13 protein-coding genes are annotated in these 12,817 nt (G+C 53.0%); 9 read left to right on the top strand and 4 right to left on the bottom strand.

Going from position 1 to position 12,817, the window contains the following annotated elements; translation table 11 throughout:
* Window positions 1–155 precede the first annotated feature (155 nt).
* From coaBC to slmA, 3 genes are all read left to right on the top strand, one after another.
* Window positions 156–1,376 (top strand): bifunctional phosphopantothenoylcysteine decarboxylase/phosphopantothenate--cysteine ligase CoaBC, encoded by a 1,221-nt coding sequence (gene coaBC / locus ACLJTG_RS12985; protein ID WP_000050179.1) that lies wholly within the window; start codon window positions 156–158, stop codon window positions 1,374–1,376.
* On the top strand, window positions 1,354–1,812 hold the full coding sequence (gene dut / locus ACLJTG_RS12980) for a dUTP diphosphatase (RefSeq protein ID WP_000976078.1): 459 nt from the start codon (window positions 1,354–1,356) through the stop codon (window positions 1,810–1,812). Before coaBC ends, dut begins: the two co-directional genes overlap by 23 nt.
* A gap of 107 nt (window positions 1,813–1,919) precedes the next feature.
* Complete coding sequence (gene slmA, locus ACLJTG_RS12975; protein ID WP_000818607.1) at window positions 1,920–2,516, top strand: nucleoid occlusion factor SlmA; 597 nt, start codon at window positions 1,920–1,922, stop codon at window positions 2,514–2,516.
* Between the two features lie 77 nt (window positions 2,517–2,593).
* Here slmA and pyrE read toward each other — a convergent pair whose 3' ends face one another.
* Together pyrE and rph are read right to left on the bottom strand one after the other, a co-directional pair.
* Complete coding sequence (gene pyrE / locus ACLJTG_RS12970; protein ID WP_000806167.1) at window positions 2,594–3,235, bottom strand: orotate phosphoribosyltransferase; 642 nt, start codon at window positions 3,233–3,235, stop codon at window positions 2,594–2,596.
* 78 nt (window positions 3,236–3,313) lie between these two features.
* Window positions 3,314–4,030, bottom strand: a complete 717-nt coding sequence (gene rph, locus ACLJTG_RS12965) for a ribonuclease PH (protein WP_001247078.1) — start codon at window positions 4,028–4,030, stop codon at window positions 3,314–3,316.
* Window positions 4,031–4,155: 125 nt separating this feature from the next.
* Between rph and ACLJTG_RS12960 the strand changes: the two genes are divergently transcribed.
* A complete protein-coding gene (locus tag ACLJTG_RS12960; protein WP_000621352.1) occupies window positions 4,156–5,019 on the top strand; it encodes a YicC/YloC family endoribonuclease in 864 nt (287 codons plus the stop codon).
* A 49-nt stretch (window positions 5,020–5,068) separates the two neighbouring features.
* On the opposite strand, the gene ACLJTG_RS12955 is transcribed toward ACLJTG_RS12960, so the two are convergent.
* Entirely contained in the window at window positions 5,069–5,971 is a 903-nt protein-coding gene (locus tag ACLJTG_RS12955) for a LysR family transcriptional regulator (RefSeq protein WP_001748906.1), read from the bottom strand.
* 73 nt (window positions 5,972–6,044) lie between these two features.
* Here ACLJTG_RS12955 and ACLJTG_RS12950 point away from each other — a divergent pair, with 73 nt between their 5' ends.
* On the top strand, window positions 6,045–6,926 hold the full coding sequence (locus ACLJTG_RS12950; RefSeq protein ID WP_001748907.1) for an HARLDQ motif MBL-fold protein: 882 nt from the start codon (window positions 6,045–6,047) through the stop codon (window positions 6,924–6,926).
* Window positions 6,927–7,176: 250 nt separating this feature from the next.
* Window positions 7,177–7,794, top strand: coding sequence for a trimeric intracellular cation channel family protein (locus tag ACLJTG_RS12945; protein ID WP_000924334.1), 618 nt, complete (start codon window positions 7,177–7,179; stop codon window positions 7,792–7,794).
* Here the strand turns inward: ACLJTG_RS12945 and ligB are convergent.
* Window positions 7,791–9,476 (bottom strand): NAD-dependent DNA ligase LigB, encoded by a 1,686-nt coding sequence (gene ligB / locus ACLJTG_RS12940; protein ID WP_001241840.1) that lies wholly within the window; start codon window positions 9,474–9,476, stop codon window positions 7,791–7,793. The genes ACLJTG_RS12945 and ligB overlap by 4 nt on opposite strands.
* A gap of 256 nt (window positions 9,477–9,732) precedes the next feature.
* Here ligB and gmk point away from each other — a divergent pair, with 256 nt between their 5' ends.
* From gmk to spoT, 3 genes are read left to right on the top strand one after another with little or no spacing between them, the layout of a single operon-like run.
* Window positions 9,733–10,356: a guanylate kinase gene (gene gmk / locus ACLJTG_RS12935; RefSeq protein WP_000046966.1), complete on the top strand. Its 624-nt coding sequence runs from the start codon at window positions 9,733–9,735 to the stop codon at window positions 10,354–10,356.
* A gap of 54 nt (window positions 10,357–10,410) precedes the next feature.
* Complete coding sequence (gene rpoZ, locus ACLJTG_RS12930; RefSeq protein WP_000135058.1) at window positions 10,411–10,686, top strand: DNA-directed RNA polymerase subunit omega; 276 nt, start codon at window positions 10,411–10,413, stop codon at window positions 10,684–10,686.
* Between the two features lie 18 nt (window positions 10,687–10,704).
* Complete coding sequence (spoT, locus tag ACLJTG_RS12925) at window positions 10,705–12,816, top strand: bifunctional GTP diphosphokinase/guanosine-3',5'-bis pyrophosphate 3'-pyrophosphohydrolase (RefSeq protein ID WP_000280481.1); 2,112 nt, start codon at window positions 10,705–10,707, stop codon at window positions 12,814–12,816.
* The last annotated feature ends 1 nt before the right edge of the window (window position 12,817 follow it).

The following is a 12,817-nucleotide window of genomic DNA, read 5'->3' as shown; positions in this document are numbered from 1 at the left end:
GGAAGCGGCATAGTGGCACAGCCTTTGGGAGAGATCGACGCCCCGATTTTGTTCTTGCGTAGCGCCTCGCAAAGTGGAGCGCAGGCAAAGACACGACGCCGTAGAGATTGTGATAAAATAGCCGCCTTTCAAAGTCACCCAACAGGAAAGACATGATGAGCCTGGCCGGTAAAAAAATTGTTCTCGGCGTTAGCGGCGGTATCGCTGCGTATAAAACGCCGGAACTGGTGCGCCGTTTACGTGAGCGCGGCGCTGACGTGCGCGTGGCAATGACCGAGGCGGCAAAAGCCTTTATTACCCCCCTGAGCTTACAGGCAGTGTCGGGTTATCCCGTATCCGACAGTCTGCTTGACCCTGCCGCCGAAGCCGCGATGGGGCATATCGAGTTGGGGAAATGGGCCAACCTGGTGATTCTTGCCCCCGCGACCGCCGATCTGATCGCCCGTGTAGCATCGGGTATGGCTAATGATTTAGTCTCCACCATTTGCCTGGCGACGCCAGCCCCGGTGGCCGTGCTTCCGGCCATGAACCAACAGATGTACCGCGCTGCCGCCACGCAACATAATCTGGAGGTGCTCGCCTCTCGCGGCCTGTTCATTTGGGGGCCGGATAGCGGCAGTCAGGCGTGCGGCGACGTAGGCCCAGGCCGAATGCTGGACCCATTAGTTATCGTTGATAAGGCCGCCGCGCATTTCGCCGCCGTCAACGATCTGCGACATCTTAATATCATGATTACGGCAGGCCCGACGCGCGAACCGCTCGACCCGGTGCGTTATATTTCCAACCACAGCTCCGGTAAAATGGGCTTCGCTATTGCGGCGGCCGCCGCGCGTCGCGGCGCAAATGTCACGCTGGTCTCCGGTCCCGTTTCGTTACCGACGCCGCCTTTTGTAAAACGGGTTGATGTCATAACCGCGCTGGACATGGAAGCCGCTGTTCAGGCCGCCGTTCAACAGCAGCATATTTTCATTAGCTGCGCCGCCGTGGCTGACTATCGCGCAGAGACTATCGCCAGTGAAAAAATCAAAAAACAGGCGGCGCAAGGTGATGAATTACTAATAAAAATGGTCAAAAACCCGGACATTGTCGCCGGGGTGGCCGCACTCAGTGACAATCGCCCCTACGTTGTTGGGTTTGCCGCGGAAACGAATAATGTGGAAGAATACGCCCGGCAAAAACGTATCCGCAAGAACCTTGACCTGATTTGTGCAAATGATGTTTCTCTTTCAAATCAGGGATTTAATAGCGATAAAAACGCTTTACACCTTTTCTGGCAGGATGGAGATAAAGTCTTACCGCTTGAGCGAAAAGAACTCCTGGGCCAATTATTACTCGACGAGATCGTGACCCGTTATGATGAAAAAAATCGACGTTAAGATTCTGGACCCGCGTGTTGGTCAGCAGTTTCCGCTGCCGACTTATGCTACTTCTGGTTCTGCCGGGCTTGACCTGCGCGCCTGTCTCGACGACGCCGTAGAACTGGCGCCTGGCGCAACGACGTTGGTGCCTACCGGACTGGCCATTCATATCGCCGATCCATCACTGGCGGCAGTCATGTTGCCGCGTTCGGGCCTGGGCCATAAACATGGTATCGTGCTGGGCAACCTGGTCGGGCTGATTGATTCCGATTATCAGGGGCAACTGATGGTTTCGATCTGGAACCGTGGTCAGGACAGTTTTACCATTGAACCGGGCGAACGTATCGCGCAAATGGTGTTTGTTCCGGTCGTTCAGGCCGAATTTAATCTGGTGGAAGCATTTGACGCCACCGAACGTGGCGAGGGCGGCTTCGGTCATTCTGGCCGTAAGTAAATTTTACGCATCCCCATAACGTCATAATACTGCCGCAAGCGCTGAGTTTGCGGTTATAGCGTGGGTGCTCGCCTGGCAAGTGCTTATTTTCAGGGGTATTTTGTAACATGGCAGAAAAACAAACTGCGAAAAGGAATCGTCGCGAAGAAATACTTCAGTCACTGGCGCTGATGCTTGAATCCAGCGATGGAAGCCAACGCATCACGACGGCAAAACTGGCGGCCTCGGTCGGCGTTTCCGAAGCGGCGCTATACCGCCATTTTCCCAGCAAGACCCGCATGTTCGATAGCCTGATTGAGTTTATCGAAGATAGTCTGATTACCCGTATCAATCTGATTTTAAAAGATGAAAAAAACACCAGCACGCGTTTGCGCCTGATTGTGTTGCTGATTCTGGGTTTTGGCGAACGCAACCCTGGCCTGACGCGCATTCTTACCGGGCACGCGCTGATGTTTGAACAGGATCGCCTGCAGGGGCGCATTAATCAGCTTTTTGAACGCATCGAAGCGCAGCTCCGCCAGGTGCTACGAGAAAAAAGAATGCGTGAAGGCGAAGGCTACACGACGGATGAAAATCTGCTGGCAAGCCAGCTGTTAGCCTTCTGTGAAGGTATGCTTTCACGGTTCGTGCGTAGCGAATTTAAATACCGCCCAACGGACGATTTCGACGCCCGCTGGCCGCTCATTGCCGCTCAGCTACAGTAACGCTGACTGGATAGTGGCTCACGCCTTATCCAGGCGACAGAAACATAGGCCCGGTAAAGCGCCACCGGGCAATTCGCTTACACGCCAAATTCTTCCCGGTATGCTCGCACAGCCGCCAGATGCTCAGCCATATCAGGTTTTTCTTCCAGATAGGCAATCAGGTCTTTCAGCGTAATGATGGAGATAACCTTACAGCCATAGTCGCGCTCCACTTCCTGAATCGCGGAAATCTCGCCGCGGCCACGTTCCTGACGATCCAACGAAATCAGTACGCCAGCCAGCGTAGCCCCGTGCGCCTGAATAATCTCCATCGACTCGCGAATCGCCGTACCTGCGGTAATCACGTCATCCACCAGCATCACGCGGCCCTGTAGCGCGCTGCCCACCAGACTCCCGCCTTCGCCATGATCTTTTGCCTCTTTGCGGTTAAAGCAGTACGGCAGGTCTTTATCGTGATGTTCCGCCAGCGCAACCGCCGTCGTCGTCGCGATCGGAATACCTTTGTACGCGGGGCCAAACAGCAGATCAAATTCAATACCGGAATCCACCAGCGCTTCGGCATAAAAACGGCCTAACAACGCCAGGTCGCGCCCGGTATTAAACAGCCCGGCGTTGAAGAAATAGGGGCTTTTGCGCCCGGATTTCAGCGTAAACTCGCCAAACTTTAGTACCTGCTTGTTAAGCGCAAACTCAATAAACTGGCGCTGATACGGTTTCATGGATTCGCTCCTTTTCTTACTTTCATCATTTACGAAATTTACGGACAAAAAAAAGGCGACTTTTCAGTCGCCTTAAAATCAATTTTCTAACGCCGCCTTCTGCGTCGCCACAATGGATTCAATTCCCCCTCGGGCCAGCGCCAACAAAGTGAGAAGTTCTTCATGGCTGAACGGCTCGCCTTCCGCGGTACCCTGTACTTCAATAATGCGGCCGTCTTCAGTCATCACGACGTTCATGTCGGTTTCTGCGGCGGAATCTTCAACATATTCCAGATCGCAGATCGCTTCGCCGTTAACGATGCCTACGGAAACCGCCGCCACCATGCCTTTCATCGGGTTGGTTTTCAGCTTACCGTTGGCAACCAATTTATTCAGCGCATCCGCCAACGCCACGCAGGCGCCGGTAATAGACGCTGTACGCGTACCGCCATCGGCCTGGATTACATCGCAGTCCAGCGTAATGGTAAATTCGCCGAGCGTTTTCAGATCGACCGCCGCACGCAGCGCACGCGCGATCAAACGCTGAATTTCCATAGTACGGCCGCCCTGCTTACCCTTTGCTGCTTCACGCGCATTACGGGTATGGGTAGCGCGAGGCAACATGCCATACTCTGCGGTGATCCACCCCTGGCCTTGTCCTTTCAGAAAACGTGGGACGCCTTCTTCAATGGAGGCGGTGCACAACACTTTGGTATCTCCAAATTCGACCAGTACCGAGCCTTCAGCGTGTTTTGTATAGTTACGGGTCAGGGTTACGGGACGCACCTGATTAGCGCTACGGCCTGCTGGACGCATATTGAGATCTCCGGCTTAAAACGAATGTGGCTGCGCATTATACGGACTTCCGATGGTTATTCCTATCCTGACAAGGCATGGATAGCTATAATCCCCTCATCTCTCCTTTAAAAACGGGAACATCTATGATCCGCAGTATGACCGCCTACGCCCGGCGTGAAATCAAGGGTGAATGGGGTAGCGCGACCTGGGAAATGCGCTCGGTAAACCAGCGTTATCTGGAAACTTACTTTCGTCTGCCGGAACAGTTCCGTAGTCTTGAACCCGTCGTGCGCGAACGCATTCGTACACGCCTGACGCGCGGCAAAGTCGAATGTATGCTGCGTTTTGAACCCGATGCCAGCGCGCAAGGCGAGCTTATTCTGAATGAAAAGCTCGCGAAACAATTAGTTAGCGCCGCAAACTGGGTCAAAATGCAGAGCGACGAAGGGGAAATCAATCCGGTTGATATTTTACGCTGGCCAGGTGTCATGGCGGCGCAAGAGCAGGATCTGGACGCGATTGCCGCAGAAATTTTAGCCGCGCTGGACGGTACGCTGGATGACTTTATCGTGGCGCGTGAAACGGAAGGCCAGGCGCTGAAAGCGCTGATTGAACAACGGCTGGAAGGCGTCAGCGCCGAAGTAGCGAAAGTCCGCGCGCATATGCCGGAAATCCTGCAATGGCAGCGTGAACGCCTGGTCGCGAAGCTGGAAGATGCTCAGGTTCAGTTGGAAAACAACCGTCTGGAGCAAGAGCTGGTGATGATGGCGCAGCGCATTGATGTGGCGGAAGAGCTGGATCGTCTCGAAGCGCACGTCAAAGAGACTTACAACATTCTGAAGAAAAAAGAGGCGGTAGGTCGCCGTCTGGACTTCATGATGCAAGAATTTAACCGTGAGTCGAACACCCTGGCCTCCAAATCCATCAACGCTGATGTAACTAACTCCGCTATTGAATTAAAAGTGTTGATCGAGCAAATGCGCGAGCAAATCCAGAATATTGAATAATTCTGGCGCTCAATATGTCACAGAGCCCGCCTTATGCGGGCTCTCGCGTTTATCGGTAGTACGTTTTTAATTTCCGGCGAATAGCGTCGATAAGGCGTCGCTTCCACTCTACCGTTGAAGCCCGATACTGCATAAAAATAGCGCCTTCCGCCTGCTCCCCGGCAAGCGGCAGGACAAAAAGACCGCGCTTATCGGATAAATTTTCATACCAGGGGCGCGGTACAATCGCCATTAGCGGCGCCGACTGGACAGCAGGCGCAAGTTGACTGTAATCATGACAAACAAACGCCAGCGGACGTTCAAACCCGGCACGAGCCTGCTGCCTGTCCAGTTCGTTGTTCTCTTTTGTCCACGGCAAACAGTAAATGTGTTGATAATGCTGCAGATCAGCAAAATTCAACGCTGCGGCATTCTCCAGACGTGAACGCAATGGCGCGCCATAAACCGCGATCAAACGCGTCGTCCCCACCCGCTCGTAATGCAGAGCGCTGACCTGCTTTTGATGGTCGCCAATTGCCAGCACCAAATCAACCGAGCTATCCAACAGTTCATCACGCCAGGGTCGGCGGGCAAAAGGAAGGCACTCGATCATCGCCTGATGAAGATGACCTTTCTCTGCGAGAACGGGCGTAAGCAGCGCGTTCAATGCGGGAGGAAGTACCACCCGAAAACAACGGGAGCCGTTCTCTTTATCGCCAAACAGCTCCTCATTAAGCGAAACAAACACAGGCGCCAATTTGTCACGCAGCGCCTGCGCATAAGGCGTAGCAATCTGGCGGTTCCCTTCCCGTCGAAACAACGGATCGTTTAGCGCATCGCGCAATCTCATTAGCGCATGACTTACCGCAGAAGGCGACAAAGCCAGCTTTTGCGCCGTTTTCCCCGTAGAGCTCGTCTCCAGCAGCACATACAGTACTTTTAACAGGTTCATATCCATTTGCAGCAAGTTCATTAAACGTCTCTCTTATTGAACCTGGCTAAATTACTGCCAGGTATACTGCGGGCGCTTCAATCAGGAGAACATTATGAATCGCTATGCATTATTCTTTGTATGTATATTTTCAACATCAGCACTTCCTGCCATGGCGGCATTAGATCCTTCACAACCGTTATCACCCGCGCCTCCGTTATCACTGTTTAAAGCGTGGGCTAAGCCTATGAAGCCGTTTCAAATCACAGAAGGCGTGTGGTATGTCGGCACGGAAAATCTCTCTTCTATTCTGCTGACCACTCCGGCAGGGCATATTCTTATTGATGCGGGGTTGGATGAAAGCGCACCGCAAATTAAAGCGAATATTGAAACGGCAGGATTCCGCCTCACAGACGTGCGCTATCTGTTGAACAGCCATGCGCGGCTGGATCAAGCGGGGGGCATGGCACGTTTGAAAGCGTGGAGCGGCGCACAATTGGTCGCCAGCCAACCCAACGCCGATCAGATGGCGAGGGGTGGACGACAGGATTTTGCGCTTGGCGATGCGCTCCCCTTTCCGCCCGTCACCACCGATAAAATTATCCACAACCAGGAAAGCATCAGCCTCGGAGGGATAACCGTGACAGCGCTATTCACGCCTGGACATCTACCCGGCTCAACCTCCTGGCGCGTAACGCTCCGCAACGGCAAGACGCTAATTTACGCTGACAGTCTCGCCACGCCCGACTATCTGCTGATTAACAACAAAAATTACCCTGACCTGGTTACTGATATTCAGGGTAGCTTTAAGACGCTGGCCGCCCAGCATGTTGATATCTTTATTGCCAACAAAGGTGACCGCTTCGGGCTACTGGAGAAACGACAGCAACTTCGCAACGGCGATACACAGGCATTCTTTGATTCCAATGGCTTGCAACAGTATGTGGAACGCTCGCGCCAGCGCTTCATCACACAACTTACCGCACAGCAGCCATAATGAAATAACTCACCGGCGGCGCATCCAGGGCGCCGTTCATTTAATTTATCTAAGTCAAAACAGAAAAACCTCGTATACAATAAACCACAAAAATGATGTTCAATTTATTGATATTTATAATAAATAATTATTAATCATAAATTTAAAATCATTACTAAAATTTATTAATCGCGTAATACCTTAGAAAATCTCAATCGTGATACAGCGCACAAATCGTTAATCTTCGCCCCCAGTAAATTAGGGGGAAATCATGCTGTTGCACGTTCTTTATTTAATTGGCATCACTGCCGAGGCCATGACGGGCGCACTCGCTGCGGGTCGTCGTCGCATGGATACATTCGGCGTAATTATTATTGCTACCGCCACCGCCATTGGTGGAGGCTCAGTTCGCGACATTCTGCTCGGTCACTATCCGCTGGGTTGGGTGAAGCATCCCGAATATGTCATTATTGTGGCGACTGCCGCTGTATTGACCACCATTGTTGCCCCCGTCATGCCCTATTTACGCAAGCTTTTCCTGGTACTTGACGCGCTGGGGTTGGTGGTTTTCTCTATTATTGGCGCTCAGATAGCCCTTGATATGGGCGAAGGGCCAATTATCGCCGTGGTGGCCGCCGTCACTACTGGCGTCTTTGGCGGCGTGCTCCGCGATATGTTCTGCAAACGCATTCCACTGGTGTTTCAAAAAGAGCTATATGCCGGCATTTCGTTCGCCTCGGCGGTGCTCTATATTGCGCTGCAACATTACGTCATGAATCCGGATGTCGTCGTTATCTCTACGCTACTGTTTGGCTTTACAGCAAGGTTATTAGCGCTACGTCTTAAACTTGGCCTGCCGGTATTTTATTACCGCCATGAAGGGCACTAAGACCCAAATCCGGGAATATGCTGAGCAGCCAGCCATCTGCTCAGCGCTTTGATCTGCAGATTATTCCGCCAGTCGATGACTCTCCCGGCACGACGCTCGCCCGTCGCTGGTAACTGCCGCCAGTGTTGCTCTGTTCGCATTAATAACTGCTCCCATGAACGATCGCCGCTGGCCTGTAATGCGGCCTGCGTTAAGGGGATATCCATCGCCATGATCCAGCGGGTAAACGGCTGCCGGCGCGCCAGGTTAAATTGCCGCCATATCTGCTCGCTTTTTCCTTTAGCAAAGCCTGGCGTGTTGGCTATTTGCGCTGACGTCAGGGTAAGCCAGGAGAAGATATGCTCAAAGCGATGCGTCTGATGCAAGGCCCGCCAGCTGGCTTCACCCATTCCGTCCAGACCCAACGCCGACCGTGACCCCAGCCATATCAGCCTGGAGATAAACTGTTCCTGACACGTTGCCGACGCGTAAAAGCAGGTCAGCGAGTTGAAATGGCTATCAGGCGGCACAGGCTTACTCCGTTCACGACTCCGCCAGACGACCTCATCAAGCCGGGGAATGCCTTGCCCCGCCAGACTCACCAGGATCTGATCGCCCGGCGCGATATCCCACGCTTCCCAACGTTTCACAGAACCGATATTGACCCGCTGAACCCGCTTATCATCCAATATAACGGGGACAAGCGACGCTACTACGGTAATTTTGCCGCTTTTCCCCACCGAGAACTGAATAGCGCTCACTTGCGCGACCTGCGCTACTGGCGGATATTTCCATGCTGCCAGCCAGTCGCCCTGCCCGGGTCGCCAGTATTGTGACGCGGGCTCTTTAGCCATGCGTATCACTACGCCATCCGTCACAAAGGGCAACGCTGACGTCAGCCATGACTGGCGCGCCCGCTCGACCTCGCTGGCATCTTTTACCACCAGGGAATATTTCTTCGTCAGACTGAATCCAGCCTTAGCAAGTTGGCTTAATCTTTCGGGCATATTTGCCGGACCGTCCGGCCACGCCCAAATAAAAATACCCAACGAATTTAGCGCGGAGGCGTTATCCTGGCGCATTAACATTCCTGCGACTTTCGAGCGCGCATTCATCCCACCCATCCGTTGCTGGATATGTCCCTCGCGCTGTAGAAAGATTTCGCCCTGCAACACCGCGTTAGCAAGCGCGCCTTGTGTTGACTGCGGTATAGAGGGGATCAGGCGAATTTTTGGCGTCCAGTCCTCGCCTTGTAGTCCGTTACCCCGGCTGATAGCCCTGGCCAGTTTACCGTTTTGATAAACCAGCGTTACCGCTACACCATCCACTTTTGGTTGTACCCAAAGCTCGCTGCGCCCGCGCATCCACTGTTCTACCGCCTGTCGGTCCGCGAGTTTACGTACGCCCGTGTGCGCAACAGGGTGCATTGTTGTACCGTTTAACGGCGGTGAAACCGGAGTAGATGAAACATCCTGACCAACACAGCGTTGCCACTGAACCAGCCTTGCGCTGAGTTGGTCGTACACACTATCGTCAACCGCGCTAACCCCTTGTTTCCAGTAGATGTCATTCCAGTCAGCGAGCTGTTGCTGTAAACGGGTGATTTCTTCAGCGGCCCTTGCTGGCGGCCAGGCCGGGCAAAGCGCCCCACTCTGCGAATGCCACAATAAAATTCCCCACGCCATACTTTTCCATAATCTCATCACAACCTCCTGCGCACATTGCCCGGCAGGTATAGCGCTTTAGTGAATAAAAACCGACAGGTAAAAATGCACCATCCGAGCCGCTTTCCAGATTTTTTGGTGGGTTGCTGCAACGACGCGATAAAAGCGGAAAAAGGGACGCAAAATGCAATAATCTGGCGCAAAAAGTGTGACAAAGACTACGTCGCATAACGGCGATGTGTATAATAAGCCCGTATCAAGGCTCTATTTCGATAATCACAGACGTAAGATACTCATGGCTCAAGGTACGCTTTATATTGTTTCTGCCCCCAGTGGCGCGGGTAAATCCAGCCTGATTCAGGCTTTATTAAAAACCCAACCGTTGTATGACACTCAGGTTTCCGTTTCACATACCACGCGCGCGCCGCGTCCGGGTGAAGTGCACGGTGAGCACTATTTCTTTGTAAATCATGATGAGTTTAAAACCATGATTGGCAGGGAGGCGTTTCTGGAGCACGCGGAAGTGTTTGGCAATTACTACGGCACTTCGCGCGAAACCATTGAGCAAGTGCTGGCAACCGGCGTTGATGTTTTTCTGGATATCGACTGGCAGGGCGCCCAGCAAATTCGCGAAAAGATGCCGCAAGCACGCAGCATTTTTATTTTGCCGCCGTCAAAGATCGAATTGGATCGCCGTTTACGCGGCCGCGGGCAAGATAGCGAAGAAGTCATTGCCAAACGAATGGCGCAAGCGGTTGCAGAAATGAGCCATTACGCCGAATATGATTATCTTATTGTGAATGACGACTTTGATACCGCGTTAAGCGACTTGAAAACCATCATTCGCGCTGAACGTCTGCGTATGAGCCGCCAAAAGCAGCGTCATGACGCTTTAATCAGCAAATTGTTGGCAGACTGAACCCACTTTCAGTATCATGCCCAGTCATTTCTTCACCTGTGGAGCATTTTAAGTATGGCACGCGTAACTGTTCAGGACGCTGTAGAGAAAATTGGTAACCGTTTTGACCTGGTACTGGTCGCCGCGCGTCGCGCTCGTCAGATGCAGGTAGGCGGAAAGGATCCGCTGGTACCGGAAGAAAACGATAAAACTACCGTTATCGCGCTGCGCGAAATCGAAGAAGGTCTGATTAACAACCAGATCCTCGACGTCCGCGAGCGCCAGGAACAGCAAGAGCAGGAAGCCGCTGAATTACAAGCCGTTACCGCTATTGCTGAAGGTCGTCGTTAATCACAAAGCGGGTCGCCCTTGTATCTGTTTGAAAGCCTGAATCAACTGATTCAAACCTACCTGCCGGAAGACCAGATTAAGCGTCTTCGGCAGGCGTATCTCGTTGCACGTGACGCTCACGAGGGCCAGACACGTTCAAGCGGTGAACCCTATATCACGCACCCGGTGGCGGTGGCCTGTATTCTGGCCGAGATGAAACTCGACTACGAAACGCTGATGGCCGCTCTGCTGCATGACGTGATTGAAGATACCCCCGCCACCTATCAGGACATGGAACAGCTTTTCGGTAAAAGCGTTGCCGAGCTGGTAGAGGGGGTGTCGAAACTTGATAAGCTCAAGTTTCGCGATAAGAAAGAGGCGCAGGCCGAAAACTTTCGCAAAATGATTATGGCGATGGTGCAGGATATCCGCGTCATCCTCATTAAGCTTGCTGACCGTACCCATAACATGCGCACGCTGGGCTCGTTACGCCCGGATAAACGTCGTCGTATTGCCCGTGAAACGCTGGAAATCTACAGTCCTCTGGCGCACCGTTTAGGTATTCATCACATCAAAACCGAGCTGGAAGAGCTGGGTTTTGAAGCGCTGTATCCCAATCGTTACCGCGTCATCAAAGAAGTGGTAAAAGCGGCGCGCGGCAACCGTAAGGAGATGATCCAAAAAATCCTCTCTGAAATCGAAGGACGTTTGCAAGAGGCGGGAATTCCGTGTCGCGTTAGCGGTCGCGAAAAACATCTTTACTCGATCTACTGCAAAATGGTGCTCAAAGAGCAGCGTTTTCACTCGATCATGGACATTTACGCTTTCCGCGTCATCGTTCATGACTCCGATACCTGCTATCGCGTACTCGGCCAGATGCACAGTCTCTATAAGCCGCGTCCGGGACGGGTGAAAGACTATATTGCCATTCCCAAAGCGAACGGCTATCAGTCTTTGCACACCTCAATGATCGGCCCGCACGGCGTTCCTGTTGAAGTCCAGATCCGTACCGAAGACATGGATCAGATGGCGGAAATGGGGGTCGCGGCGCACTGGGCGTATAAAGAACACGGTGAGACCAGCACCACGGCGCAGATCCGCGCCCAGCGCTGGATGCAGAGCCTGCTGGAGCTACAACAGAGCGCCGGTAGTTCGTTTGAATTTATCGAAAGCGTAAAATCCGATCTCTTCCCGGATGAGATTTACGTTTTCACCCCGGAAGGGCGTATTGTCGAACTGCCCGCTGGCGCTACGCCGGTGGATTTTGCCTATGCAGTGCATACCGACATCGGTCACGCCTGCGTCGGCGCGCGTGTCGACCGCCAGCCTTATCCGCTGTCGCAGCCGCTTAGCAGCGGTCAGACCGTCGAAATTATTACCGCGCCGGGCGCGCGTCCCAACGCCGCCTGGCTGAACTTTGTCGTCAGCTCTAAAGCGCGCGCTAAAATTCGTCAGTTGCTGAAAAACCTCAAACGTGATGACTCCGTAAGCCTGGGCCGTCGTCTGCTTAACCATGCCTTAGGCGGTAGTCGTAAGCTGGCGGAAATTCCGCAGGAAAATATTCAGCGCGAATTGGATCGTATGAAGCTGGCAACGCTTGACGATCTGCTGGCGGAAATCGGTCTCGGCAACGCGATGAGCGTAGTGGTCGCGAAAAATCTGCAGCAAGGCGAAGCCGTGGTGCCGACCGTTGCGCAATCGAATCACGGCCACCTGCCGATTAAAGGCGCGGATGGTGTGCTTATCACCTTTGCGAAGTGTTGTCGTCCGATCCCAGGCGACCCGATCATCGCTCACGTCAGCCCAGGTAAAGGACTGGTGATCCACCATGAATCCTGCCGTAATATCCGTGGATACCAGAAAGAGCCAGAGAAATTTATGGCGGTCGAATGGGACAAAGAGACGGAGCAGGAATTCATTACCGAAATCAAGGTGGAAATGTTTAACCATCAGGGCGCGCTGGCTAACCTGACGGCGGCGATTAATACCACCACCTCCAATATTCAAAGCCTGAATACTGAAGAGAAAGATGGTCGCGTCTATAGTACCTTTATTCGCCTTACCGCACGCGATCGCGTACATCTGGCGAATATCATGCGCAAAATCCGCGTGATGCCAGACGTTATTAAAGTCACCCGTAACCGAAACTAGC

Origin of the sequence: Salmonella sp. SAL00672 (genome assembly GCF_046552175.1) — a bacterium.
GTDB classification, from domain to species: Bacteria; Pseudomonadota; Gammaproteobacteria; order Enterobacterales; family Enterobacteriaceae; genus Salmonella; species Salmonella enterica.
The sequence above is the reverse complement of the archived record's forward strand: the minus strand, read 5'-3'. Positions and strand labels throughout refer to the sequence as shown.

Coding starts and splice junctions, on each gene's coding strand:
- coaBC (WP_000050179.1), top strand. CDS start 156: ATGAGCCTGGCCGGTAAAAAAATTGTTCTCGGCGTTAGCGGCGGTATC.
- dut (WP_000976078.1), top strand. CDS start 1,354: ATGATGAAAAAAATCGACGTTAAGATTCTGGACCCGCGTGTTGGTCAG.
- slmA (WP_000818607.1), top strand. CDS start 1,920: ATGGCAGAAAAACAAACTGCGAAAAGGAATCGTCGCGAAGAAATACTT.
- pyrE (WP_000806167.1), bottom strand. CDS start 3,235: ATGAAACCGTATCAGCGCCAGTTTATTGAGTTTGCGCTTAACAAGCAG.
- rph (WP_001247078.1), bottom strand. CDS start 4,030: ATGCGTCCAGCAGGCCGTAGCGCTAATCAGGTGCGTCCCGTAACCCTG.
- ACLJTG_RS12960 (WP_000621352.1), top strand. CDS start 4,156: ATGATCCGCAGTATGACCGCCTACGCCCGGCGTGAAATCAAGGGTGAA.
- ACLJTG_RS12955 (WP_001748906.1), bottom strand. CDS start 5,971: ATGAACTTGCTGCAAATGGATATGAACCTGTTAAAAGTACTGTATGTG.
- ACLJTG_RS12950 (WP_001748907.1), top strand. CDS start 6,045: ATGAATCGCTATGCATTATTCTTTGTATGTATATTTTCAACATCAGCA.
- ACLJTG_RS12945 (WP_000924334.1), top strand. CDS start 7,177: ATGCTGTTGCACGTTCTTTATTTAATTGGCATCACTGCCGAGGCCATG.
- ligB (WP_001241840.1), bottom strand. CDS start 9,476: ATGAGATTATGGAAAAGTATGGCGTGGGGAATTTTATTGTGGCATTCG.
- gmk (WP_000046966.1), top strand. CDS start 9,733: ATGGCTCAAGGTACGCTTTATATTGTTTCTGCCCCCAGTGGCGCGGGT.
- rpoZ (WP_000135058.1), top strand. CDS start 10,411: ATGGCACGCGTAACTGTTCAGGACGCTGTAGAGAAAATTGGTAACCGT.